At 71.3% G+C, this 23,879-nt stretch carries 21 protein-coding genes; 13 read left to right on the forward strand and 8 right to left on the reverse strand.

The genetic code is table 11. The annotated features are described in order from the left end of the window. Positions 1 to 35: 35 nt before the first annotated feature. The gene (locus tag OHS33_RS20800) at positions 36 to 878 is read left to right on the forward strand and encodes a hypothetical protein (protein ID WP_330331913.1); all 843 of its coding nucleotides are present in this window, start codon (positions 36 to 38) and stop codon (positions 876 to 878) included. On the opposite strand, the gene OHS33_RS20805 is transcribed toward OHS33_RS20800, so the two are convergent. Genes OHS33_RS20805 through OHS33_RS20820 form a run of 4 tightly spaced genes read right to left on the reverse strand, consistent with a single transcriptional unit; the run spans position 850 to position 3,917 of the window. Continuing rightward, complete coding sequence (locus tag OHS33_RS20805; protein WP_330331914.1) at positions 850 to 1,500, reverse strand: transmembrane-type terpene cyclase; 651 nt, start codon at positions 1,498 to 1,500, stop codon at positions 850 to 852. The two genes, OHS33_RS20800 and OHS33_RS20805, sit on opposite strands and share 29 nt — an antisense overlap. A gap of 24 nt (positions 1,501 to 1,524) precedes the next feature. Further along, positions 1,525 to 2,037 carry a hypothetical protein gene (locus OHS33_RS20810; protein WP_330331915.1) on the reverse strand — a complete coding sequence of 171 codons (513 nt, stop codon included), beginning with the start codon at positions 2,035 to 2,037 and terminating at the stop codon, positions 1,525 to 1,527. Next, on the reverse strand, positions 2,034 to 3,626 hold the full coding sequence (locus OHS33_RS20815) for an alpha/beta hydrolase (protein WP_330331916.1): 1,593 nt from the start codon (positions 3,624 to 3,626) through the stop codon (positions 2,034 to 2,036). Before OHS33_RS20815 ends, OHS33_RS20810 begins: the two co-directional genes overlap by 4 nt. Positions 3,627 to 3,635: 9 nt before the next feature. Further along, the gene (locus tag OHS33_RS20820) at positions 3,636 to 3,917 is read right to left on the reverse strand and encodes a hypothetical protein (RefSeq protein WP_330331917.1); all 282 of its coding nucleotides are present in this window, start codon (positions 3,915 to 3,917) and stop codon (positions 3,636 to 3,638) included. A gap of 226 nt (positions 3,918 to 4,143) precedes the next feature. Here OHS33_RS20820 and OHS33_RS20825 point away from each other — a divergent pair, with 226 nt between their 5' ends. From OHS33_RS20825 to OHS33_RS20850, 6 genes are all read left to right on the forward strand, one after another. Then, on the forward strand, positions 4,144 to 5,091 hold the full coding sequence (locus OHS33_RS20825) for an LLM class F420-dependent oxidoreductase (RefSeq protein WP_330331918.1): 948 nt from the start codon (positions 4,144 to 4,146) through the stop codon (positions 5,089 to 5,091). A gap of 11 nt (positions 5,092 to 5,102) precedes the next feature. Beyond that, positions 5,103 to 5,888 (forward strand): SDR family NAD(P)-dependent oxidoreductase, encoded by a 786-nt coding sequence (locus OHS33_RS20830; protein WP_330331919.1) that lies wholly within the window; start codon positions 5,103 to 5,105, stop codon positions 5,886 to 5,888. A gap of 120 nt (positions 5,889 to 6,008) precedes the next feature. Next, the gene (locus OHS33_RS20835) at positions 6,009 to 7,130 is read left to right on the forward strand and encodes an LLM class flavin-dependent oxidoreductase (RefSeq protein ID WP_330335133.1); all 1,122 of its coding nucleotides are present in this window, start codon (positions 6,009 to 6,011) and stop codon (positions 7,128 to 7,130) included. A gap of 212 nt (positions 7,131 to 7,342) precedes the next feature. Further along, a complete protein-coding gene (locus tag OHS33_RS20840; RefSeq protein ID WP_330331920.1) occupies positions 7,343 to 9,082 on the forward strand; it encodes an N-acyl-D-amino-acid deacylase family protein in 1,740 nt (579 codons plus the stop codon). Continuing rightward, positions 9,079 to 10,575, forward strand: a complete 1,497-nt coding sequence (locus OHS33_RS20845) for an aldehyde dehydrogenase family protein (RefSeq protein WP_330331921.1) — start codon at positions 9,079 to 9,081, stop codon at positions 10,573 to 10,575. Before OHS33_RS20840 ends, OHS33_RS20845 begins: the two co-directional genes overlap by 4 nt. Positions 10,576 to 10,679: 104 nt before the next feature. Beyond that, positions 10,680 to 10,976 carry a hypothetical protein gene (locus OHS33_RS20850; protein WP_330331922.1) on the forward strand — a complete coding sequence of 99 codons (297 nt, stop codon included), beginning with the start codon at positions 10,680 to 10,682 and terminating at the stop codon, positions 10,974 to 10,976. A 13-nt stretch (positions 10,977 to 10,989) separates the two neighbouring features. Here the strand turns inward: OHS33_RS20850 and OHS33_RS20855 are convergent, their stop codons facing one another. Next, positions 10,990 to 11,433, reverse strand: coding sequence for a GNAT family N-acetyltransferase (locus OHS33_RS20855; protein ID WP_330331923.1), 444 nt, complete (start codon positions 11,431 to 11,433; stop codon positions 10,990 to 10,992). A gap of 134 nt (positions 11,434 to 11,567) precedes the next feature. On the opposite strand from OHS33_RS20855, the gene OHS33_RS20860 reads away from it, so the two are divergent. The 3 genes from OHS33_RS20860 to OHS33_RS20870 all read left to right on the forward strand — a co-directional run bounded on the left by OHS33_RS20860 (position 11,568) and on the right by OHS33_RS20870 (position 15,556). After that, positions 11,568 to 12,653, forward strand: coding sequence for a DNA polymerase III subunit beta family protein (locus tag OHS33_RS20860; RefSeq protein WP_330335134.1), 1,086 nt, complete (start codon positions 11,568 to 11,570; stop codon positions 12,651 to 12,653). A 143-nt stretch (positions 12,654 to 12,796) separates the two neighbouring features. Continuing rightward, positions 12,797 to 13,867, forward strand: a complete 1,071-nt coding sequence (locus OHS33_RS20865; protein ID WP_330331924.1) for a serine hydrolase domain-containing protein — start codon at positions 12,797 to 12,799, stop codon at positions 13,865 to 13,867. Positions 13,868 to 13,999: 132 nt separating this feature from the next. Next, complete coding sequence (locus tag OHS33_RS20870; RefSeq protein WP_330331925.1) at positions 14,000 to 15,556, forward strand: hypothetical protein; 1,557 nt, start codon at positions 14,000 to 14,002, stop codon at positions 15,554 to 15,556. 955 nt (positions 15,557 to 16,511) lie between these two features. Here OHS33_RS20870 and OHS33_RS20875 read toward each other — a convergent pair. Then, entirely contained in the window at positions 16,512 to 17,327 is an 816-nt protein-coding gene (locus tag OHS33_RS20875; protein ID WP_330331926.1) for a thioredoxin domain-containing protein, read from the reverse strand. A 252-nt stretch (positions 17,328 to 17,579) separates the two neighbouring features. On the opposite strand from OHS33_RS20875, the gene OHS33_RS20880 reads away from it, so the two are divergent. Beyond that, positions 17,580 to 19,304, forward strand: a complete 1,725-nt coding sequence (locus OHS33_RS20880) for a hypothetical protein (RefSeq protein ID WP_330331927.1) — start codon at positions 17,580 to 17,582, stop codon at positions 19,302 to 19,304. Positions 19,305 to 19,473: 169 nt separating this feature from the next. Here OHS33_RS20880 and OHS33_RS20885 read toward each other — a convergent pair whose 3' ends face one another. Next, entirely contained in the window at positions 19,474 to 19,677 is a 204-nt protein-coding gene (locus OHS33_RS20885) for a cold-shock protein (protein ID WP_112451444.1), read from the reverse strand. 237 nt (positions 19,678 to 19,914) lie between these two features. Here OHS33_RS20885 and OHS33_RS20890 point away from each other — a divergent pair, with 237 nt between their 5' ends. Further along, positions 19,915 to 20,763 carry a menaquinone biosynthetic enzyme MqnA/MqnD family protein gene (locus OHS33_RS20890; protein WP_330331928.1) on the forward strand — a complete coding sequence of 283 codons (849 nt, stop codon included), beginning with the start codon at positions 19,915 to 19,917 and terminating at the stop codon, positions 20,761 to 20,763. A gap of 76 nt (positions 20,764 to 20,839) precedes the next feature. Here the strand turns inward: OHS33_RS20890 and OHS33_RS20895 are convergent, their stop codons facing one another. Further along, positions 20,840 to 21,907 (reverse strand): alpha/beta hydrolase, encoded by a 1,068-nt coding sequence (locus tag OHS33_RS20895; RefSeq protein WP_330331929.1) that lies wholly within the window; start codon positions 21,905 to 21,907, stop codon positions 20,840 to 20,842. Between the two features lie 115 nt (positions 21,908 to 22,022). Here OHS33_RS20895 and OHS33_RS20900 point away from each other — a divergent pair, with 115 nt between their 5' ends. Next, positions 22,023 to 23,810: a serine/threonine-protein kinase gene (locus OHS33_RS20900; RefSeq protein WP_330331930.1), complete on the forward strand. Its 1,788-nt coding sequence runs from the start codon at positions 22,023 to 22,025 to the stop codon at positions 23,808 to 23,810. Positions 23,811 to 23,879: the final 69 nt, after the last annotated feature.

A 23,879-nucleotide genomic window follows, 5' to 3' on the forward strand; every position in this document is an offset into this window, starting at 1 on the left:
AGGGAAAATCGGGACGGATGTGTACGGTCGGGCGCATGAGCAAGCACTCCCGCCCCCGGTCCCGTACGCCCCGTTCCCTCGCCGTGGCCGCCACGCTCGGGCTGGTGGTCTGCTCGGCCGGGTGGGCGTACGCCGTGCACGACCGGGGCGACCGGGAGCGGCGCGCGGAAGCGGCGCTGGACGCGCACGCGCGGGCGGGCGGGGACGGTAAGGGCGGTAAGGGCGGCAAGGGCGGTACGGGCGCCAAGGACCGGGCCGACCGGGCCGCCCGGGGCGCGGAGCGCGGTGCGCCGAGCGGCCTGCCGGACGTCAGCGCGGCGACCCTGGCCCGGATCCCGGCGGACGCGCGGCAGCTGGTGCTGGTGACCGGCAGGTCCAAGGACTCCTCGGAGGGCACGGCCGCCCTCTACACCCGCGCCGACGCGGCCGCGCGCTGGTCGGCGCTGGGCAGCTGGCCCGCCCGCAACGGCGCGAAGGGCTGGTCCACGGAGCGTACGTACGGCGATCTGACCTCGCCGCAGGGCGTCTTCTCGCTCACCGACGCGGGCGGGCTGCTGCCCGCTCCGCCCGGCACGCGGCTCCCGTACGACAAGGACCGCTCCTTCGTGCCCTCGGGCCGGGGCGTCAACGGCGAATCCCTGGCCGGGTCCTTCGACTATGTCGTCGCGGTCGACTTCAACCGCGAGCGGGGCGTGTCCCCGCTGGATCCGACGAAGCCGGAGGGGGAGAAGAAGGGCGGCAACATCTGGCTGCACGTGGACCACGACGGCCCCTCGCAGGGCTGCGTCGGCATCCCGGAGGCGGGCATGCGCAAGGTCCTGGAGACCCTGGACCCGGCGGCCAAGCCGGTCATCGTGATGGGACCGGCAGGCTTCTGACGTCCGCCCCCGTCCCGCGTGCCCGTCCGTGGACCAGCAGGGCGATGTAGGCGAGGTCGAACACACCGCACAGCAGGCCCAGTCCGAGGATGAACGGCGCGTCCTCCATCACCCCGAAGAGCAGGGTCGGGGCGAGGGTCCCGAGCCATTTCGCGACGGCGATAACCAGGCTCTGCCCGCGCGCCCCGCCGCGCCCCGCGAACAGGGCGATGAACAGCCCGGACATCAGCAGGTTCTGCAGGAACGCCGCATAGCGGGACGCGTCGTGCGCGCCGAAGTGCGCCAGGAAGAGCCACTGCACGGCGAAGGCGCTGCCGAAGACCAGCGCGCCCCAGGCGGCGAACAGCGGCCGGGTGACGAAGCCGGGCAGTTCGGCCCGGCCGAAGCGGAAGAAGGTGTAGACGATCACCACGTCGGCGAGCGCCCACACCACATTGACGACGCCCTGCGGGGAAACCCCGCCCCGGAACTCGTTCACGGCGTAGGTCGTCTCCCACGCGAAGTTGAGCGCGAGCGCGGCCACGGGCATCGCGTACGTCCGCTGCCGCAGCCCCAGCCGGATGGCCTCGGCGTAGACGACGGTCCAGGCGATCCCGCTGACCAGGGTCAGGAACAGCTCCACGCAGGTCTCCTCGGGAGATCAGGGTCAGAATTGCTGCTGCTTGACGCCGGGAGGGAGGAGGCAGGGTGTGTTGACCACGTAGGTGAAGGTGCCGTTGTCCAGGTCCCCGGCGCTGACGAACTGCCGGTCCTTCGGGTGCTGGGCGTCCACCAGGTACGCGGGACGCACGGTCGTGTCCTCCCGGTAGCCGACGATATCGAAGCCCTGGGACTTGAGCTCGTCCCGCAGCGCCCGGACGGCTTCGGCCTGCCTCTCCCGTGGAAGTCGGGCGCGCCCGTTGTACTGCAGGGTGAACCGGCCGTCCTCGGCCGTCTCGCTGCCCTTGCCGGTGCATTCGCCGAAGTGTGCCTGCAGCGTGCCCGGGAGGGTATCGCCCTTCGTGGTGCGCACCATGGACTCCACCCAGTGCTTGCCCCACTCCTCGGCCTTCTCCCTGCTCATGCGGGGCAGGGGGTCGTTGATTCCGTTGTCGGACATGCAGCCTCCCAGGAGCAGTACGAGCGCCAGCGCGACCGCAGCGTTCTTCCGTCGGTTCATGAGCGGGGCCCTTCGGGCGTCATGCCTGCGATGATGCGGCCCTGATTGTTCAGGCTCTTGCTGCCTTCGTCCCAGTACCCGCTGTGCCCGGACGTGTCCACGAACATCCGCTGCGCGCCGAACCCGGGCTCCTTCGGATCCTCGCCGAGGGTGAGTCCGGAGGTGTAGTTGGCGATCATGTCGTCCTTGGCTGCGCCCACCCACAGGTGTGAGGGGGCGACGTGCAACTGGTCCGCGTGTTCCACCGTGAGGCCGGGGCTGCCGACCACCAGGACATCGTCCGCTCCGAGCCCCGCCCCGCCGGCGTCGGCGGCGCCCGTCATGGTCGAGCCGTAGCTGTGTCCGACGACGGTGAGGTGGGTGGGTTCTCCCTGGTGGGCCGCACGCAGGCCGTGTGTGAAGTCGCGCAGGTCTTCGGCTCCCGCGTCCGCCCTGGCCGTCGTGGCCACGCTGCCGTCGGGCTCGGGTGCGTCGTAGTCCATCCAGCTGATCACGGACACATCGCTTCCCGCGCCCGAGCTCCAGGTTGCGGCCGCGTCCTGGAGCTTGCCGATGCGGTTGATCTGACCGCCGAACTTGTCCAGCTGGGTGTCCGTGCCCGGAACCAGCACGGCCGTGTGCCGGGCCGTGTCCGGGTTGCCCAGGGCGACGATGGCACGGCCGTCCTTCTCCGTGCCGAAGCCGAGGAGGTACAGCTGCTTGTTGGCGGGTCCGCTGTCGGATGTCTCCAGGCGGTCCTTGAGTGCGGTCAGGCCCCGGTAGCCGTAACGGTCGTGGTAGCCGAGGCTGCTCTCCCGCAGCGCGTAGTCGTTCAGGCGCTGGTCCAGGACGTCCCGGTTGGCGTGGTCGCGGACGGGAGTGGGCAGGCCGTCCAGGGCGCCGATGGCGTCGGGGTAGGCCGCGAGGTAGAAACCCCGCTTCTCGTCGTCCAGCCCCGCCCACCAGTCCTTCGAGCGTTGCGGGTCCTTGCCGTCCGGGATGTCCTTGGGATCGATCCCGGCGAACGCGGCGACCGTCGCCGCGTCCTTCTGCACGTTCTCGCCGCCGTAGCGCTTGTCGAGGTCGAAGGGGTCGAGCTGGCGGAGCGTCTCGGCGGCGTTGGAGCTGACGCTGACCGCCTCGCCGACCGCCTCGTCGATACGGGCCCGGAAGCCGCCCAGGCCGCTGTTGGCCTGCTGCTGCACGCCTTGGTAGTCGGGGTCGTTGTGGTAGGCGGGATCCACCGCCTGCTTGGCTTCGACCCAGCCGTCGTCACGGACCGTGTGCCCGGCCCGTTCGGCGTCGGACACGGCATTGCGCAGCTTGCGCTGGGCCGCCTGCATTTTGGTGGTGAGGGTGTGCAGGACGACGGAGATCAGGAGCGCGTTGCGCTGACCGGTACCGAGTTTGGTCTCGGTGGCCTCCATCGCTTCGAAGCCGTTGGTCGCGGCCGCTCCTGTCCAGCCCGCCTTGTGGAGCGGCCCGCTCACTCGTCTGCGGCTGCCGGCCTGGGTGTCGTCCAGGGTCTTGGCGAGCTTCTTCCAGGAGGCGGTGGCCGCTTCGATCTCGGCGAAGTCCTGCCGCATGAGCTGTGCGAAGAGTTCCGGCATCGCGGTCGCTCACCAGCCCCGGAACTTGGATATGACGTCGTGCTCCAGGGCGTCGTGTCCGTCGGCCAGCAACCGCAGGCCTTCGGCGTGGCTCGCGAAGGTGTCCTGAAGGGTTCCGAGGGCGTTGCCCCAGCCCTGGCTCGCTCCCGTCATCCGGGCCCCGGCGGTCCACGCGGCGAAGGATGCTCCGGCCTCGGTCAGGTCGGTCAAGGCCTTCTTGAGGTCCGGCCGCAGATCCGTCACCAAGGTGTCGACGGCTCCCGCCGAGGCGCGCAAGTCGGTCTGTGACACGTTGAGGTCCCACCCCATGGCATTCCCTCCCGTTGTGCGTCCGGATTCGATGATCGCATGGGCATTCGAGCCGAGGGGATGGTCTTCGTGTGCGCGGACCGGCCTCGAACGCCGCGGTCACGCCTATTGCCTGACGGTGCGTCAGCTACGACGATGAGCCCGATGGTTTCGTGACGGAACGTCAGGTAGTAGGCGACGACCACGACGAAGGCGAGGCGGGGACGGCATGGCGCGCGTGTTTCCGGAAGGTCGGCTGGTCTACGGGATGCAGCTCCCGGTCCAGTCGCAGAGCACCATCTACGCCGAACCCTGGGAGGCGTCGGCCGGGGCCGCCGATCTCGCCGCGGTCGCGCGGGCCGCGGACCGGGCGGGGTTCGCGTACCTCGCCTCGTGCGACCACGTGGCCATCCCCCGGCGCATGGCCGGGCCCATGAGCACCGTCTGGTACGACCCGGTCGCCACCCTGTCCTTCCTGGCGGCGGTCACCGAGCACGTACGGCTGCTCAGCCACGTCGCGATCGTCGGCCTGCGCCACCCGCTGGTCAGCGCGAAGCAGTACGCGACCCTCGACCACCTCTCCGGGGGCCGGCTGGTCCTCGGCGTCGGCGCCGGGCACGTACAGGAGGAGTTCGAGGCCCTCGGCGTGGACTTCGCCCGCCGCGGACCGCTGCTCGACGAGACCCTCGACGCGCTGCGGGCGGCCCTCGGGCCCGAGGAGTACCCGGAGTTCGAGGGGGAGACCTTCGCGTTCAAGGACCTGGGACAGCTGCCGCGCCCCGCCCAGGAGCGGATCCCGGTGTGGATCGGCGGGTCCTCGCCCGCCGCCGTGCGCCGGGCGGCCGTGCGCGGCGACGGCTGGCTCCCGCAGGGCGATCCGCGGGAGAAGCTCCCGGCCCAGGTGGCCCGCATCCGCGAGCTGCGCGCGGCCGCCGGGATCACGGAGCCGATCGAGATGGGGGCGATCACCGAGGCACTGTACGTCGGCGAGCCCGGCTGGGACACCGGCCGGCGCACCCTCACCGGCAAGGCGGAGGCCCTCGCCGAGTCCCTGCGGGAGTACAAGGCGCTCGGCATGGACCAGATCCAGGTGCGCTTCCGCAGCCGCGACCGGGCCGAACTCATCGACCAGATCAGTGCTTTCGGGGTCGAGGTCGGCCCCCTCCTCAACGACTAGGAGCCACGGGTATGGGCAAGCTGGACGGGCGCGTCGTCATCATCACGGGTGCGGCGCGCGGCCAGGGCGAGCAGGAGGCCAGGCTCTTCGCCGCCGAGGGGGCGAAGGTGCTGCTGGGTGACGTACTGGACGAGCAGGGCGCCGCGGTCGCCAAGGAGATCGGCGAGGAGCGGGCCCGTTACGTACGGATGGACGTGAGCCGGGAGGAGGACTGGGCGGCTGCCGTGGCCGCCGCGAAGGAGGCCTTCGGCGAGGTCAACGGCCTGGTCAACAACGCGGGCATCCTGCGTTTCAACGAGCTGGTGAGCACCCCGCTGGAGGAGTTCCAGCAGATCATCCAGGTCAACCAGATCGGGGCCTTCCTCGGCATCAAGGCGGTGGCCCCCGAGATCGAGGCGGCGGGCGGCGGCACCATCGTCAACACCTCGTCCTACACGGGCCTGACGGGCATGGCCTACGTGGGCGCCTACGCGGCCACCAAGGCGGCGATCCTCGGCCTGACGCGGGTGGCCGCGCTGGAGCTGGCGGCGAAGAACATCCGGGTCAACGCGATGTGCCCGGGCGCCGTGGACACCCCCATGGCCAACCCCGGGCTGCTGGACCCGGCGGGGATGACGGACGAGGCCCGGGACGCGATGGCGGACCTGTACAAGCGGGTCGTGCCGATGGGGCGGGTGGGCCGCCCGGACGAGATCGCGCGCCTGGCCCTGTTCCTGACCAGCGAGGACTCCTCGTACATCACCGGCCAGCCCTTCGTGATCGACGGCGGCTGGATGGCGGGCGTCAGCATCCTCTGACCCGGCCCCCGCGCGCAGGTATCTGATGGGGCGTCAGGTATTGACGGCTCCCGCACGCGGTGGAACAGTCAAGCCCATCAAATCTGACGCAACGTCAGAAACCTAAGGACGGTGAACCCCTTGGAATTCGGGCTCTTTGTGCAGGGATACGTTGCTGAGGCGCGTTCCAAGGTCGACCCCGAGGCGGAGCACAAGGCGCTGATCGAGGAGACCGAGTACGTCATCCAGGCCGACAAGTCCGGCTTCAAGTACGCCTGGGCCTCCGAGCACCACTTCCTGGAGGAGTACTCGCACCTCTCGGCGAACGAGGTCTTCCTCGGGTACCTCGCCCACGCCACCGAGCGCATCCACCTCGGCTCCGGCATCTTCAACCCGCTCGCCCCGGTGAACCACCCGGTCAAGGTGGCCGAGAAGGTCGCCATGCTCGACCACCTCTCCAAGGGCCGCTTCGAGTTCGGCACCGGCCGCGGCGCGGGCAGCCACGAGATCCTCGGCTTCCTCCCCGGCATCGAGGACATGAACGGCACCAAGGAGATCTGGGAGGAGACCATCGCGGAATTCCCCAAGATGTTCCTCCAGGAGGAGTACGAGGGGTTCCAGGGCAAGCACTGGTCGCTGCCGCCGCGGAAGATCTTCCCCAAGCCGTACGGCAAGGCCCACCCGGCCATGTGGTACGCCGCCGGGTCCCCGTCCTCGTACGCCATGGCCGCCAAGAAGGGCCTCGGAGTCCTCGGCTTCAGCGTCCAGAAGGTCTCGGACATGAGCTGGGTCCTCGACCAGTACAAGACGGCCATCCAGGAGGCGAAGGCCATCGGCGCCTTCGTCAACGACAACGTCATGGTCACCTCGACCGCGATCTGCGCCGAGACCCACGACAAGGCCGTCGAGATCGCCGTCAACGCGAACATGAACCGCTTCCAGTCGCTGGTCTTCCGCTACCACGACACCTTCCCGCGGCCCGAGGCGATCCCGCAGTGGCCCGAGATCCTCCCCGAGTACAACGCGGAGATCATCGAGCTGCTGATCGCCGAGGAGCTGCTGATCTGCGGCGACCCGTCCGAGGTGCTCCAGCAGTGCAAGCGCTGGGAGCAGGCGGGCGCCGACCAGCTGTCCTTCGGCCTGCCGACCGGGGTGTCGTACGAGGACACCATGAACACGGTCAAGCTCATCGGGGAGCACGTCATCCCGCAGATCGACACGGACCCGGTGCACCGGACGACACGCTTCCGCGACGCCGTTTAGCGGTGGCTCGGGCGGGGGTGCGGGTGCGGCGCCGCTGTCGGGGGCTCCGCCCCCGAACCCCCGCGCCTCAAACGCCGGCGGGGCTGAAATTGCGCTCCGCGCAATCCAGCCTCGCCCGGGGGCAAATCCAGCCTCGCCGGCGTTTGAGGCGCGGGGTCTGGGGCGGAGCCCCAGGACACGGGCCGCAGGCGAACACCAGCAGAAGGGACGTCATGCTCGACCACCTGATCAGGGGCGCCACCGTCGTGGACGGTACGGGCGCCCCCGCCCGCGCGGCGGACATCGGGATACGCGACGGCCGGATCGCGGTCATCGCGGCCCCCGGCACCGTCACCGAGCCCGCCCGGACCGCGGAGGAAGCGCACGGCCTCGTCCTGACCCCCGGCTTCATCGACCCGCACACGCACTACGACGCCCAGCTCTTCTGGGACCCGTACGCGACCCCCTCCATGAACCACGGCGTCACCACCGTCGCGGGCGGCAACTGCGGCTTCACCCTGGCCCCCCTGAACCCGGACCGCCCCGAGGACGCCGACTACACGCGCCGGATGATGAGCAAGGTCGAGGGCATGGCCCTCAAGGCCCTGGAGGAGGGCGTCGACTGGACCTGGTCCGGCTTCGGCGAGTACCTCGACGCCCTCGACGGCCGGATCGCCGTCAACGCGGGCTTCATGGTCGGCCACTGCGCCCTGCGCCGTCACGTCATGGGCGAGGACGCGGTCGGCGGCCAGCCCACGCCCGAGCAGATGGAACAGATGCTGGAACTGTTCCACGACGCGATGAACGCGGGCGCCTGGGGCCTGTCCACCACGCAGTCCGCCACCCACTCCGACGGCGCGGGCGCCCCCGTCGCCTCCCGGCACGCGAAGCCCGCCGAACTGCTCGCCCTCTCCCGGGCGGTCGCCGAACACGAGGGCACCCAGCTGGAGGCGATCGTCGCGGGCTGCCTGGACCAGTTCGCGGACGAAGAGATCGACCTCTTCGTCGAGATGAGCGCGGCCGCCGGGCGCCCCCTGAACTGGAACGTGCTGACCATCGACGCCGCCGTCCCGGAGCGGGTGCCGCGCCAGCTCATACCGAGTGAGCGGGCCCGTAAGGCCGGAGGCAGGATCGTCGCGCTCACCATGCCGATCCTGACCCCGATGAACATGTCGCTCGGCACCTTCTGCGCGCTGAACCTGATCCCCGGCTGGGGCGAGGTCCTCGGCCTGCCCGTGCCCGAGCGGATCGCGAAGCTGCGCGACGCGGACGTACGGGCCGAGATGCTGCGCCGCGCCGACAGCAAGGAGGCCGGGGTCTTCCGGCGCCTCGCGGACTTCGGGCGCTATGTCATCGGTGACACCTACACCAAGGAGAACGACGGGCTCTCGGGCCGCGTCGTCAACGACATCGCGGCCGAACGCGGCCAGGACCCCTTCCACTGCCTGGTGGAGATCTGCGCGGCCGACGGCCTGCGCACCGTGCTGTGGCCGATGCCCACCGACAACGACCCGGCGAGCTGGGCGCTGCGCCAGGAGACCTGGCAGCACGAGGACGTGATGCTGGGCGGGTCGGACGCGGGCGCGCACCTGGACCGGATGTGCGGGGCGCCGTACACGACCCGGTTCCTCGGGGACTGTCTGCGCGGACGCAAGCTGGTGCCGCTGGAGCAGGCGGTACGGATGCTGACCGACGACCCGGCGCAGCTGTTCGGGCTGCGCGAGCGGGGCCGGATCGCCGAGGGCTGGCACGCGGACCTGGTGCTCTTCGACCCGGAGCGGATCGAGGCCGGGCCCGCGACGCTGGTGCACGACCTGCCGGGCGACAGCCCGCGGCTGGACTCGCGGGCGATCGGCATCGTGTCCGTCCGGGTCAACGGGGTGGAGACGATCCGCGACGACGAGGTGACGGGTGCCGTTCCGGGGATCGTGCTCCGGTCGGGCCGGGACACGAGGACGGTGAGCACGCGTTGAGCGAGGCACGTGAAGGGGATCAGCCGCAGCAGGATCATCCGCAACAGCTGCTGATCAACGGCGAGTGGGTGGCGCCCGCGGGCGGCCACTACGAGGTGATCAACCCGGCGGACGAATCGGTGGTCGGCCTGGCCCCCGAGGCCTCGCGGCAGCAGGTGTACGAGGCCGCCGCCGCGGCCCGCGACGCCTTCGCGAGCTGGTCCCGTACGAAGCCGGAGGAGCGGGCCGCGATCCTGGACCGGGCCGCGGACATCATGCAGCGGGAGTACGAGCCGTGGGCGCGCCTGGCCCAGGCGGAGACCGGCGCCCCCACCGGCATCGCCCGCGGCATGCAGGTCGGGGTCGGGGTGGCCCGCTTCCGGCGGTACGCGAAGGGCGCCCTGGAACCGGTCGAACGGGGCCTGCCCCCGCAGGTCACCGAGGCCGGGCCGATGGGCGCGGCCAGCGTCCTGGGCGCACTGGAGATCCGCCAGCCCGTCGGCGTGGTCACCTGCATCACCTCCTACAACAACCCGTGGGCCAACCCGGCGGGCAAGGTGGCCCCCGCGCTGGCGATGGGCAACACGGTCGTGGTCAAGCCCGCCCCGCAGGACCCGCTGTCGGTGTTCCGGATGGCGGCGGCGCTCCAGGAGGCGGGCGCCCCGCCCGGGGTGGTGAACGTGGTCAACGGCGCCTCGGTGGAGGTCGGCGAGGCGGCCGTGGACGCGCCGGACGTGGACATGGTGTCCTTCACCGGCTCGACGGGCGTCGGGCAGAAGATCGCCGAGGTCTGCGGCCGGACCATGAAGCGGCAGCTGATGGAGCTGGGCGGCAAGGGCGCGGCGGTCGTCTTCGACGACGCGGACCTCGACGCGGCGGTGCGGGGGATCGGGACGACCTTCTCCTTCTACAGCGGCCAGATCTGCACGGCCCCGACCCGGGTGATCGCCCAGCGCGGCATCCACGACCAGCTGGTGGAGAAGCTGACGGGCTACCTGGGGTTCATGAAGGTCGGCGATCCGGGCGCGCGCGGCACGGTGGTCGGCCCGGTGATCTCCGCGGCGCACCGGGACCGGGTGGAGTCGTACGTCGAGCTGGGCCGCAAGGAGGGCGCGCGGGTCGCGTACGGCGGCGAGCGCCCGGTGGTGGGCCCGGCGGGCAAGGGCTTCTACGTCGCCCCCACGCTGCTCGTGGACTGCACGAACGACATGCGGGTGGTCCGGGAGGAGATCTTCGGCCCGGTGGTCGTGGTGGTCCCCTTCGACGACGAGGAGGAAGGGATCGCGCTCGCCAACGACAGCGACTTCGGCCTGCTGCACTACGTGTGGTCCGGGGACGCGGCGCGCGCCTTCCGGGTGGCGCGGCGGATGCGCGCGGGCGGGGTGGGCGTGAACACGATCGGGCGCAACATGGAGGCGCCGTTCGGCGGGTTCAAGCGGAGTGGTGTGGGGCGGGACGTGGGCTCGTACGCGCTGCACGCCTACAGCGAGATCCAGTCGATCGTGTGGTCTTGACGGGGCTCAACGACTGAGCCCGGGGTGGCCGACGGACGGGTCGGCCGGTCAACGACGCGGCGCCCCGGGGTGACCCCAGGGGCGCCGGTGTCGTTGGGCCGTACATGAACGCCATGAAGCGCACCCTCGCCGCCCTGGTCCTCTCCGGCGGCGCCGCCATCGCCCTCACCCCGGGGCTCGCCCAGGCCGCCGACCAGACGACGCCGCAGGGCCCGCCGATCACCGCCCGCGTCGGCGAGATCGTCGACAACCCGAGCGGGGCCGTCAACGACGCGAAGACCGCCGTCGGAGTGGCCGCCGGAGTCGCCAAGACCTCCGCCCACGCCACCGACAGCTCCCTGGCCGGCTCGGGCAGCGCCCTGCAGACCGGCCTCCCGAAGACCCCCAAGGTCGGCAGCTGAGCGAGTCCGCCGGTCAGTCTGTCAGCGGCTCGATGAACTCGATGAACTTGATGAAGTAGATGTCCTCGTGGCCGCCCGGGACCCCCGGGACCCGGGCGGTCTCGCGGTAGCCGTGAGCGGCGTAGAAGCCGGGGGCCTGGAAGCTGTACGTCGACACGGTGACCGTGCGACACCCCCGCCGGCCCGCCTCCGCCTCGGCGGCGGCGAGGAGCTTGCCGCCCCAGCCCTCCTGGCGGAACGCGTCGTCCACCCACAGCAGCTCGACCCCGGCGCAGTCGCCCCAGGTCCACGCCGTCAGACCGCCCACCAGGACCCCGTCCGGGGCGGTGACCTTGACCGTGAACCCGCCGCGCTCGTGCCCCGCGGTCGCCCGCGTGTTGAAGGCCCTCAACTCCTCGCCGAGGCGGCCCTCCAGCTCGGCGTCCGGACCGCTGGTGTGCAGAATCGTCATCGTCATGGGGCACAGTCTGGAGGCGGGGCGGTGGTCCGACCTCCGATTTTTCCCTTGATTCGTTTCATCCGTTTGACCCTCGACCTGGTGGAGGTCGCACAGTCGTGGACGTGGAGAACGACACGCACGGCACGCACGGCATGCGCAGCATCGGTGAGCTGGCCCGGGACAGCGGTTTGGGCGTCAGCGCCCTGCGGTTCTACGACCGGTCGGGCGTCCTGATGCCCGCCCGGGTCGACCCGGCGACCGGATACCGCTGGTACGGCCCCGAGCAGCTCGGCGAGGCCCGCGTCCTGACCCGGCTGCGCCGGGCCGGGATGCCCCTGGCGGACATCCGGCTGGTGCTCGCGGGCTGGTCCGGCACGGACACCGGCAGGGATACCGGCCTGGTGCGGGGGCTGCTGGACGGTCATCTGCGCCGCCTCGAAAGCGGCCTGGCCGACGCGCGTCTGGAGTTCTCCGCGATACGAGCGCTACTCGAACCCGAGGGGAACACCACGATGACCACCACGACGGCCGCCACCACGGCCACTCCCGCCACCGCCGCACGCCTGACCGTGCCCGCCACGGAACTCGCCGCCGCCCTCGACGCCGTCCGGTTCGCCGCCGGGAAGGACCCCGAGCTGCCGGTGCTCGGCGGGGTCCACTTCGACATCGAGGGCCAGGACCTGCACGTCGTGGCCACCGACCGCTACCGCATGGCTGTCGCCCGCACCTCCACCACCGGCCACGACGGCGCACGCGTCCAGGTGACCGTGCCCTCCCCGCTCGTCGACGCGATGCGCGCCCTCCTGACCGACGGCTCCGCCCCGGCCCGGCTCACCGTGACGGGCGGCCGGGTGGAGCTGGAGACCCAGGGCCGCGAGGTCGCGGGCCGGGGCCTCGGCGAGGACTTCCCCGACTACCGCCGCCTGACCCGGCTCCCCGAGGGCCGCCGCGTCCCCCTCGACGTCCCGGCCCTGCGCCGGGCGCTGACCGACCAGGCCGAGGCCGCCGAGGACGTGTGCACCCTGCTCCTGACGGCGGACACGGTGACCGTGGCGGCGGAGGACGACCTCGCCCCGGTGGGGGAGCGGGTCGGGGTCAACCCGGCCTTCCTCCTGGAGGCCCTCGCCGCCGACGAGCTGCTCCTGGAGTACGTCGGCCCCAAGGCCCCCCTCGTCCTCCTGCGCCCCGCCACCGAGGACACCTTCTCCCTCCTGATGCCGGTCAGCCTCGACGCGTGACCCGGAGGGGGAGAGGGTCGGGGGTCAGGGTTCCGCCAGGGTGATCCCCCATGGGCAAGATGCGCCCTGACCAGCAGAGTTGGCGACGTAGAAGGAAGAACAACGCCACGCCGTCCCCACCTCTGCCTCTCCGGGAGCACCTCATGCGCAGGATCCGCCGCCTCGCCGTCACCGGCCTCGCCCTGGCCGCCGTCACCGCCGGGGCGGGGGTCCCGGCGGCGATGGCCGCCCCCGCGCCCGCGACCTCGTACGAGGCCCAGGCCGCCTACGACCCCACCGCCGTCCGGAACATCCTGACCGTGCTCCCGGACGGCACCACCGAAGGCGGGCTCGTCCGGGTGGCGGGCGCGGGCCTGCACACGCCGTGGACCGGGACGGGCGGACAGGTCGCCGCCGACGCGCGCTTCCCCATCGGGAGCGTCAGCAAGATCTTCACGGGCGCCGTGGTCCTCCAGCTCGTCGCCGAACACCGCATCGGGCTCGACGACCCCGTACGCCGCCACCTCCCGGACCTGATCCCCGCCGCCTACTCGGCCGTCACCGTCCGCCAACTCCTCAACCACACCAGCGACTTCCCGATGGCCGTCCAGGCGCCCGGCGATCCCCGCGCCCTGGTCACCGCCTCCTTCGCGGCCGACACCCACACCCCCAACCCGGGCGTGGAGCAGCAGTACAACGGCCTGAACGCCTTCGTCCTCGGCTTCCTCATCGAGCGCACCACCGGCCACACCTACGAGCACGAACTGCAGCGCCGCGTGCTGCGCCCCCTGGGCCTGCGCGACACGGCCCTGTCCACCGACCCGAAGGTGGCCTACTTCTGGTCCGAAGGCGGCCTCGTCTCCACCGCCGCGGACCTCGACGGCTTCCAGACGGCCCTGCTGCGCGGCCGCCTGCTGCCCCCGGCCCAGCAGGCGGCCCTCTTCGAGGTCCCGGCCGTCCCGGGCGCCAAGACGAACAACTGCCTCACCCCCGCCGCCTGCTACAGCGCGGGCGGCCTGATGAAGGTCGACCTGCCGAACGGCGTCACGGTCTGGGGCAAGACGGGCTCCATGGTCTCCACGGGCGCCGCCTGGACCGACGGCATGTTCGCCACCCGGGACCTGAACCGCCACATCGTCTACGCCCTCAACCCCAAGGCCGACGCCCCGGGCCAGGCCCAGCGAAAGCGCGTCGTGGAACTGGTGACCGCGGGCTTCTCGGACCAGCCCGCTTAGGCCGCGCTCAGGGGGTGTCACTCCGGATCGTTCCGGGTTAGCGGCGCGGCACGCGCATGCGTGACTGAGGACGGAAGGTGCCCCCAACCGAAGGTTGCCATGAATCCCCATTTCAGGCGTGCCGCGAAACTCTTGACGGCTCCCGCCCTCGCCCTCGCTGTCATCACCCCGGCTCTCGCCCTCGCCGCGACCCCGGCAGCCGCCGCCACGTCCGCGTCCGCCGCCGCGGCCGACGCGTACACCTTCGCCAACGGGGACGGCACCCTCAACGCGACGGGCAACAACGACGGAAACCAGATCTCCGTCACCCCCGACGGCACCAATTACACGAGCTGGCGCCTGATCAAGCTCGGTGCCCCCGGCCAGTTCAACATCGCCAGCACCTCGTCCGGAAAGTGCATCTACGCGTCCCAGCCCGCCCAGCAGCAGTCCTGCGGCAAGGACGGCGAGCAGTGGCATTTCCGCCCCGTCGACGGCAAGCCCAACGCGTTCGGGATCGTCCGCCGCGACGACTCCAGCGGCACCGAGTGGTGCATGGACAACCGGGGCGGCCTCCACCTGTGGGGGATCCTCGCCCAGCCCAACGCCTGCAACGGCAGCGCGAGCCAGGAGTGGACGGTCCCCGCGTCGAAGGCCGCCGAGGCGAAGAGCCTCGCCCTCGACTACTACGCGGACCTGTGTTCCAAGAAGACCTCCACCTGCTCCTGGACGCAGAAGTCCGAGGGCCAGCCCGAGGTTCTGCCCCGCCAGCCCGCCTCGTCGGTCTGGTACAACGACACCAGCGCCACCATGAAGCAGATCTTCACCACGATCTACCACTCCGGCTGGGCCCAGTCCTTCTCGGTGGGACTGTCGACTTCGGTCGGCGTCACGACCCCGATCCAGGCCATGATCAGCAACGAGCTGACCGCGACGCAGACGTACACCTCGGACGAGTCGACGATCAACGGGATAGCGGTCGACGTCCCCGCCAAGAGTTACGCCTGGGTCGACTTCGCGGCCGTCGGCAAGAAGGTCACCGGCACCTGGACCTTCAACACCGACAACCAGCCGTGGACCACCGACGCCACCGTCACCGTCCCCGTCATCAACTCGATGGCCGGCTCGACGATGTACGTCGCCCACACCAGCGCCAACCCGCCGGGCAGCGGCACCACCAGCCCGGACGTGCAGCCCGCCGCCCTGGCGAAGACCGCTTCGGGCACCGTGGACGAGCTCCCGGCAGGAGCGAAGCTGACGGCCGTGCCGGACGGCGTCCAGGTCAGTGACGCGGACGGCGCCACCGTCGCCACCGTACGGCCCGGCACCGTCACGGACACGAACGGTACGGCCCACAAGGTCGCCCTCGCGGTCAACGGCACCACCGTCACCCAGACCATCGAAGGCGTCACCGGCGACACGGTCACCGGCACCATCTCGCCCCCGACCTTCTCCCTGGGCACCACCGCCGCCACCTCCCCGGCCGCCGCGAACAAGACGGCCCAACTGTTGACGGCGGCGTCCTTCCAGGCCGCGCCCGCTTCCGCGAGCAGCGACGCCCACGACAAGTGCATGGCCACGGAGATCGGCACCGGCATCGCCAAGGGAGCCCTCAGGGGCCTCTTGGGCGGTCCCGAGGCAGCAGCCGGCGGAATGCTCATCGGCGCGGTCGGCGGCATCGCCAAGGGCCTCGTCAAGTGCCCGAAGTAGCCTGACCCCGGGGCGCGGCTGCGCCGCGTGAGCCGTCGCGTTGTGCGTCCGGGGTCGGGGATCGTCCGGGGGCTGCCCGTCAGTTCAACTGTCTCTTCGTGCCGGGTCACGCTGTCAAGGGCGCTCCTTCGTCGCGTCGCTTCGCGATGGCCTTCGGCCACCCTTGACAGCGCGCCCCGTCACGAAAAGCCAAGAACTGTCGGGCGGCCCCCGGGGGAAGGCAGGGGGGACCTGGTCCACTTCCCGGGATTCCGGGCGGGTGGGCCAGCGGCCGGGTGCGGCCAAGCCGCGCCCTCCGGGCGGACAGACAACAGACGACAGACGACAAGCACGCGGGCAGATCGCTACACAGTTGCGCTCAGAGAGGCGTCTGCGGGCTGTTTTGGGCTGGGACTTCCGTCAGGCCGAAGTGGAGAGGGGTCTGGCGGCCGCCCGCCCCAAGATGAAGGGTCCAAAGTGCCACAAAAAGGGCGCTTTGGAGTGGTGTTGAGTGTCGAGAGTCGCTTGACCCGGCTCCATGCTCATCTGGCCGAGCTTTCGGCCTTCCCGCACCGCCCGCCAGCCCCAAGCGGCCCGCAGACGCCTCTCTGAGCGCAACTGCGTAGCGATCTGCCCGCGCGCTTGTCGTCTGTCGCCTGTCCGCCCGGAGGGCGCGGCTGGGCCGCACCCGGGACCGGGCTGGGCCGCTCCCACCCCTGGCAAGTGCTGTCGGTCCCCCATGCCTTCCCCCGGGGGCCGTCCGACAGTTCTTGGCTTTTCGTGGGGACGGGATCTGTCAAGGGTGGCCGAAGGCCATCGCGTAGCGACGCGACCGCAGGGAGCGCCCTTGACAGGTCACGGCACCACGAAGAGACAGTTGAACTGGCGGGCAGCCCCCGGAACCTCCCCGACCCCGGCCGCTCGAAACGCACCCTAGAGCGGCGCAGCCGCGCCCCGGCTTCGCCGGGGTTGCTTCCTACTTCACCGTGTCCGTCACCAGCCGCTTGAACTGGTCCGGGGTGATGGTTTCGATGCCCTGGCCCGAGAAGACGTTGACCTTCTTGCCGTTGATCTCGATCTCCGGGGTGCCCTTCTTGCCGCTTTCGTAGAAGGCCTTCGAGACCTTGTCGACCCACGGCATGTAGGTCAGTTCCTTCACGGCCTTGTTGAACGACGGGGTGCGCAGGCCCGGGACCTGGTCCGCGAGTTCCAAGAGGGTGGCCGTCGAGCCGAACTTGTCGTCCGACTCCTTCGCCGGGTGGTTCTTGTAGAGCACCTGGAGGTACTCCATGAACCGCTCGGGGCTTTCGTTGACCGCCGCGCCCAGGGCGTTGAGGGCGCGCTTGGAGCCCTTGCCGCCCAGCGACCCGTCCAGGAAGGTCGCGAAGTGGTAGTCGACCCGGTAGGTGCCCGCGTCGGCCTGTTCCTTGAAGGTCTTGCCGAGGCCCGTCTCCACGCCCGTGCAGACGGGGCAGCGCGGGTCCAGCCAGATGCTGACGACGTCCTTGGCGTCCGCCTTGCCGTAGGGCACGACGACGCCGTCCTTGCCGGAGGTGTTGGCCGGCTGGACGAAGGGCTTGCCGCTCGATTCGGGGGAGGCGCCGGAGCCGGAACCGCTGGACTTCGAGGCGTAGATGCCGACTCCCACCGCGATGGCGAGTACGGCGACGAGCGCGCCGCCGACCATCAGGCGGCCGCGCAGCTTCGCCTTGCGGGCGGAGGCCTCGCGCTCCAGCCGGAGCCGCTCCCGGGCGTCGCGGCTCTGCTGGTCCCTCTTGTTGCTCTTGGCCATGGAGACAGCCTAGGGAATGGAGATGGTTCATACCTGGGTCATTCGGACCTTTTGGGGCGGGACTTAGGGCCTTTGGCCGGAGTCCGGCGATGTGCCGCGTCAAGGACGAGGTGAAGGTGAGGCGAATGGTCTGTCACATGTTGGTGGGGGGACGGCGAGTCGTTCCCAAATACCTGATAGACAGTGAATATTCACGGCTCGACCGGCCGCGCACGCACATGTCCACGGCTGCCTTGGGGGGATTGCCGCACTGTGAAGCCTCTTCACCGTCACCTTGTCAGTACTTCGCGCAAAGTCCTGTGCACCGCCGCGCTCGCGGCCAGTCTGACCACGGCGGCGGTCGTCACCACCGCGCCGACGGCCGACGCCGGTGAGGCGGAGCCGGGGCCGGACAGTCCGCAGGCCAACGACCGTGGCAACGCGCGCCTCGACCTGCCCGACCTGGTGGCCGACCCGCCGCCGCAGCCCGGTTCCGGGGCCCCCGAGGGCGCCAGCGGGATACCCGCGACCGCCCTCGACGCCTACCGCCGGGCCGAGATATCGGTCGCGGCCGCGCTGCCCAACTGCAAGCTGCCCTGGCAGCTGCTCGCCGGCATCGGCCGGATCGAGTCCGTCCACGCCTCCGGCTACGGCCTGAAGGCGGACGGGTCCACGGAGAAGCCGATCCGCGGCCCCCGCCTGGACGGCAACGGCTTCGCGTCGATCAAGGACACCGACAAGGGCGTGTGGGACGGGGACACGGAGTACGACCGTGCCGTGGGCCCGCTCCAGTTCATCCCCTCGACCTGGCAGACCTGGGGCGCCGACGGCAACGGCGACGGCAACCGGGACCCGAACAACATCTACGACGCCGCGCTCGGCGCGGGCCTCTACCTCTGCGCGGGCGACCGGAACCTGTCGAACCCGGCGGACCTGGACAAGGCGATCCTGAGCTACAACAGCTCCCGCGAGTACGTGAACTCCGTACTCGGCTGGATGCGCCAGTACCAGGCCGGGGCCACCGACGTCCCGAACCCGCCGCCGGGGAACTACCCGACGCCGCCGCCCGGGTCGCTGCCCACCCCGCCGCCCCCGCCCAAGACCCCGCTGCCGCCGGTGAACCCGCCGAAGCCGCCGCCAGTCCCGCCCAAGACCCCGCCGACGGTTCCGCCCACGAAGCCGACCGACCCGCCGAAGCCGGCGCCCGCGACGGTGTCCGGGCTGACGGTCCAGGGCGCGCCGGAGATCACCGCCGAGGCGGGCACGGTCTTCGCCACGGCCCCGAAGGCCAAGGCGGTCCTGAGCGACGGCAAGCCCGCCGCGGGTGAGACGGTCACCTTCGAGGTCGGGGACGACGACACCTCCGGCACGGTCTTCGAGGCCGACGGCAAGCGGTCCGCCGTGGTCAAGACGGACAAGGACGGCGTCGCGACCGCCCCCGCCCTGAAGGCGGGCGACAAGGCGGGCGAGAAGCCGGGTGCCTTCACCCTGCGGGCCACGCTCTACAGCAAGGGCAACGGCAGCGCCGCGGGCAGCCAGTCGTTCACGGTGAACTTCACCGGTACGGTCACGCCCAAGCCCGCTCCCGCGCCCGTCGTGGACGCGCTGGCCCGTACCGGCACCAAGCCGCTCACCGCGGTCCAGGGATCCAGCTTCGTGGGCGTCGAGGTGAAGGCCACGGCCAAGGGCGCCCCGATCGCGGGGACCAAGGTCACGGCCGCCCTGGTCGAGAAGGACGAGAAGGGCGCGTGGGTCCCGGTGGACCCGGCCGCGCGCACCCCGTTCTTCAAGGACAAGGAAGGCAAGGAGCTGCACACGGTGGCGCTGGCGCCGACCGGCGCCGACGGCCTGGTCGTCCTGCCGGACCTGTTCACCGCCTCGGCCCCGGGCGCGGCCGCGGCTCCGGCCGCGCCGGGCACGTACCACCTGCGCCTGGTCACGGAGAACGGCGTGGAGCTGATCCTGGACCTGACCGTCACCGCGCCCCCGGCGGCGTAAGGCGAGAGTGAGGGAGAGGGGCGGAACCCATCGGGTTCCGCCCCTCTCCCGTACGCGCCTCTCCGGGTAACCCGGAAAAGGCAGGAGCCCCGCCCCCTCCGCTCGCACGGAGGAGGCAGGGCTCCTTGGGTACTGCATCTCCAACCCGCGATCGGGCTGGCCCAGGCGACTAGGCCGGGGTGACGTTCTCCGCCTGCGGGCCCTTCGGACCCTGCGTGACGTCGAAGTTCACGAGCTGGTTCTCCTCAAGGGAGCGGAAACCAGCCGCGTTGATCGCGGAGTAGTGGACGAAGACATCCGGGCCGCCGCCGTCCTGGGCGATGAAGCCGAAGCCCTTTTCAGCGTTGAACCACTTCACGGTTCCGGTAGCCATGAGCCCTCCTATGGGCCAAAGGGTCGCCCTGCTCCAGAACCTGCTAAGAAGTCTGAAAACTACAAAAGCCTGCGGGTCACATGCTCCGCAGGCCTCGTACTGCAAGGGAAACCAAACTGCAACTTGCGTCGAGCCTAGCACGCAGACTGGGGGGTCGACCAGAGGGAAAGATCACGTCACCCGGACGTTTGAGACCCGTCCGAAGGCTGACGGGAGGACGGGGGCTAGTCTCGCGATGTGGACGTCTATCGCAGCCGGCCCAGAGTCGGCCACATCCAGTTCCTGAACTGCCTCCCGCTGTACTGGGGGCTGGCCAGAACCGGCACGCTGCTCGACCTGGAGATGACCAAGGACACCCCCGAGAAGCTCAGTGAGCGGCTGGTCCGGGGTGAGCTCGACATCGCCCCGATCACCCTCGTGGAGTTCCTCCGCAACGCCGACCAGCTCGTCGCCTTCCCCGACCTCGCGGTCGGCTGCGACGGCCCCGTGATGTCCTGCGTGATCGTCTCCCAGGTGCCCCTGGAGCAGCTCGACGGGGCCCGGGTCGCTCTCGGGTCCACCTCCCGTACGTCCGTACGGCTGGCCCAGCTGCTGCTCGCCGAGCAGTACGGCGTGCAGCCCGACTACTACACCTGCCCGCCCGACCTCGGGCTGATGATGCAGGAGGCCGACGCGGCCGTACTGATCGGCGACGCGGCCCTGCGGGCCTCCCTGCACGACGCGCCCCGGCTCGGTCTCACCGTGCATGACCTGGGGCTCATGTGGAAGGAGTGGACCGGACTGCCGTTCGTCTTCGCCGTCTGGGCCGCCCGCAAGGACTACCTGGAGCGCGAGCCGGCCATGGTGCGGGAGGTCCACGAGGCCTTCCTCGCCTCCCGGGACCTGTCCCTGGAGGAGGTCACCAAGGTGGCCGAGCAGGCGGCCCGCTGGGAGGCCTTCGACGCGGAACTGCTGGAGCGGTACTTCACCACGCTCGACTTCCGTTTCGGTCCGGAGCAGCTGGCGGGCGTCCGTGAATTCGCGCGCCGGACCGGCGCGACGACCGGGTTCGCGGAGGACGTTTCGGTGGAGCTGCTGGCCCCCTGACCGGGCGGCCCGGCCCCCTGACCGGGGCCGTGGTGCGGCGGGGGCCCGGGCTCCGCCGCAGCCGGCGGGGAGTGCCTCAGGCGGTGGGGACCGGCGCCTGGAGGTGGGCGCTGATCCACTTGATGCTGCCCTCGCCCATGCCCCGGATGTAGGTCTTGGCGTTGTGCTCGCCACCCGCGATGACCTGCAAATGCGTCTTTACGGGACCCTTTCCGTAATTCCTGATGAATTTCTCGACATTCGGCTTTCCGCTTTCCTTGCTGCCGATCTGGAAGGCGAGATAGACGTCCGGTCCGTCCTTCGTCACGAGTTCCTGGGCGAGGCGCTCCGGATTGTTCGCCTGGCGCTCCTCCTCGTATCCCTTCCACAGCGGGGAGTCCGGCACGGTGTCGGGACCGGAGGCGATCACGGCCTTGAATTGATCGGGCTTCTGGAGCACCGACTTCAGTGCCGCGAAGCCGCCGGAGGAGGAGCCCATGAAGGCCCAGCCGTCCCGGGAGTGGAAGGTGCGGAAGTTGGCCCGCACCAGGTCCGGCACGTCCTCCGTGAGCCAGGTGCCCATCTTCGGCTGCCCGGGGATGTCGCTGCCGTCGTAGAAGTGTGATTTGTCCGCATTGAGCACGGGCATCACCACGATGAAGGGCAGGCTCCGGCCGTCCTTCGACCAGGCGGCGATGCTGCTCTCCAGCCGCAGGCCCGCGGCCATCCAGTAGTTCTTGGGGAATCCCCGGCCGCCGGGCAGGGCGATCAGCACCGGGAAGCCGCTGTGCGCGTACTGGGATTCGAAGTACTGCTTCGGCGCCCACACCCAGACTTTCCCCGTGAAACCCGATTTCTGGCCCTCCAGGGTGGTCACCCCGATCGTCGTCCCGTCGTCGAGGGTGCTCTCCTCGTGGAACTCCGCCTCCGGGCCGGTCGGCAGCTGGGTCAGCCGTACCGCCTCGGCCACCGGATGCGGGGTGACGACGCTGGTGGGAGCGGGTGTGGGGGCGGCGCTCGGGGCGTCGAAGCGGACCCGGCCGCCCTGGCCGGAACAGCCTGCGAGCGTGACGGCGAGGCAGGCGGTGAGGCAGGCGGTGAGCAGGCCGGTGAGCGGGCCTGAGGCCCTGGCCGCCGGGTCCGCCGTGGTCGTGCGCGGTCTCATGCCGATCACCGTGCCACGGATCCGCTGCCCGCGTGGGCCGACAGGGCCTATCGTGCCTAGCCGTCAGGCATGCACGGGTCAGGCATGCATGGGGGAGCACAGGACGGGGGACGCGATGCAGCCGCTCGAAGCCGGCGATCCGCGCACGATCGGGCCGTACCGGTTGCTCGGCCGGCTCGGGTCGGGCGGGATGGGCCGGGTCTACCTGGGGCGCAGCGCGGGCGGCCGGACGGTCGCGGTCAAGATCGTGCACCCGTACTTCGCCTCGGACGACGAGTTCCGCGCCCGGTTCCGGCGCGAGGTCGTCGCCGCCCGACGGGTGGGCGGGGAGTGGACCGCCGAGGTGCTGGGCGCCGACCCGGAGGCCGCCGTTCCGTGGGTGGCCACCGCGTACGTCGCCGGGCCCTCCCTGGACCGGGCGCTCGCCGCGCACGGGCCGCTGCCGGAGCGCTCCGTCCGGGCGGTCGGCGCGGGGCTGGCCCGCGCCCTGGTGGCGGTGCACGCGCTGGGCCTCGTACACCGTGACGTGAAGCCCTCGAACGTGATGCTGACCCTGGACGGGCCGCGGCTGATCGACTTCGGCATCGCCCGGGCCACCGACGGCACCGCCTCGCTGACCGCCAGCGGGGCGTCGGTGGGCTCGCCCGGCTACATGGCCCCCGAGCAGATCCTCGGCAAGGGGGTCACCGGGGCCTCCGACGTCTTCTCGCTCGGCGCGGTGCTGGCCTTCGCCGCGACCGGGCAGCCCCCCTTCAGCGGGGACAACGCGGCCACCCTCCTCTACAAGGTGGTCCACGAGGAGCCCGACCTCGGCGGGATCCCGGCCGGGGAGCTGCGCGAGCTGATCGGCGCGTGCCTGGCGAAGGCGCCGGGCGGGCGGCCCGCCCCGGAGGCGGTCGCGGCGGCGCTGGACGGGGCGCTGGGCGCGCCCGGCTGGCTGCCGGGGCCGCTGGTGGAGGAGGTGAGCCGGGCCGCGTCACGGCTGCTGGACCTGGACGGGGACCTGGACGTGGGCGTCGGCGCGGGTGCGGGGGCGGGCGCGGACCCGTTCCCGGGCGCCGGGCCGGGTCCGTACGCCTCGGGGCCGGTGCTGTTCGAGGAATCGCCCTACAGTTCGGACGCGCTGGGCGGTTTCGGTCCCGCGGATTCCTCGTACGAGGCCCAGCGGGCCCCGGTCGGTGCGGCCGGTCCGTACGGCCCCCAGAGCATCCCGCACCTGCCGACCCAGACGGGCTCCGGCGGCGCGGCGGGCGGCGCGGCGACGGCTCAGGGCCGGCCGGACGGTGACCGGCGCGGGATCCGCTTCACCGCGGCCGGGCGCCGCCTCAGCTGCACGCTGGTGCTGGCGATGGGCGTGGTGGCGGCGGCCCTCGGCGGCGGGCTGTACGGGCTGGGCCTGCTGCCCGGCGGTGGCGACGACCGGCACGACACGGCGACCCCTCCTTCTTCCACGGCGGGCGTCCCCCGCTCCCCGTCGCCCTCCGCGTCCGCCTCGCCATCCGGCGACGGGTCGTCCTCCGCGCCGCCGACGAAGAGCACGCGGGACGACGTGCCCAAGGAGTTCATCGGCACCTGGAAGGGCTCGATCACCACGAACCTCGGCCTGCCCACGCAGTTCGAGATCACGATCCGGGCCGGGAAGAAGGGGGCGGTGGTCGCCCGCGACAACTCCGTCATCGACGTGCTCGGCACGAAGTACGACTGCAGCGGCGACTGGAAGCTCTCCGTCGCCACCGACCGCGCGCTCGTCCTGGACACCGCGGGCGGCCCCAACCCGCACCCCGGCATCTGCGCCCCCGGCTCCGCCGACGAGCGGTTCACCCTCAACGAGGGCGGCAGCGTCCACTACCGGTCGGGCGACCGGGCCGCCGGAAACCCCGAGGGCGACCTCACGAAGGGATAGGCGCGGGTCAGGCGTGTTCGCGACGGCCCCCCGCAACCGCACCGGACCGCTGGCGTAGGCTGGATCGGT

Source organism: Streptomyces sp. NBC_00536, from assembly GCF_036346295.1.
Taxonomy (GTDB): domain Bacteria; phylum Actinomycetota; class Actinomycetes; order Streptomycetales; family Streptomycetaceae; genus Streptomyces.

Coding starts and splice junctions, on each gene's coding strand:
- OHS33_RS20900 (WP_330331930.1), top strand. CDS start 22,023: ATGCAGCCGCTCGAAGCCGGCGATCCGCGCACGATCGGGCCGTACCGG.
- OHS33_RS20840 (WP_330331920.1), top strand. CDS start 7,343: ATGCTCGACCACCTGATCAGGGGCGCCACCGTCGTGGACGGTACGGGC.
- OHS33_RS20865 (WP_330331924.1), top strand. CDS start 12,797: ATGCGCAGGATCCGCCGCCTCGCCGTCACCGGCCTCGCCCTGGCCGCC.
- OHS33_RS20810 (WP_330331915.1), bottom strand. CDS start 2,037: ATGAACCGACGGAAGAACGCTGCGGTCGCGCTGGCGCTCGTACTGCTC.
- OHS33_RS20875 (WP_330331926.1), bottom strand. CDS start 17,327: ATGGCCAAGAGCAACAAGAGGGACCAGCAGAGCCGCGACGCCCGGGAG.
- OHS33_RS20885 (WP_112451444.1), bottom strand. CDS start 19,677: ATGGCTACCGGAACCGTGAAGTGGTTCAACGCTGAAAAGGGCTTCGGC.
- OHS33_RS20895 (WP_330331929.1), bottom strand. CDS start 21,907: ATGAGACCGCGCACGACCACGGCGGACCCGGCGGCCAGGGCCTCAGGC.
- OHS33_RS20825 (WP_330331918.1), top strand. CDS start 4,144: ATGGCGCGCGTGTTTCCGGAAGGTCGGCTGGTCTACGGGATGCAGCTC.
- OHS33_RS20860 (WP_330335134.1), top strand. CDS start 11,568: ATGCGCAGCATCGGTGAGCTGGCCCGGGACAGCGGTTTGGGCGTCAGC.
- OHS33_RS20855 (WP_330331923.1), bottom strand. CDS start 11,433: ATGACGATGACGATTCTGCACACCAGCGGTCCGGACGCCGAGCTGGAG.
- OHS33_RS20850 (WP_330331922.1), top strand. CDS start 10,680: ATGAACGCCATGAAGCGCACCCTCGCCGCCCTGGTCCTCTCCGGCGGC.
- OHS33_RS20830 (WP_330331919.1), top strand. CDS start 5,103: ATGGGCAAGCTGGACGGGCGCGTCGTCATCATCACGGGTGCGGCGCGC.
- OHS33_RS20800 (WP_330331913.1), top strand. CDS start 36: ATGAGCAAGCACTCCCGCCCCCGGTCCCGTACGCCCCGTTCCCTCGCC.
- OHS33_RS20815 (WP_330331916.1), bottom strand. CDS start 3,626: ATGCCGGAACTCTTCGCACAGCTCATGCGGCAGGACTTCGCCGAGATC.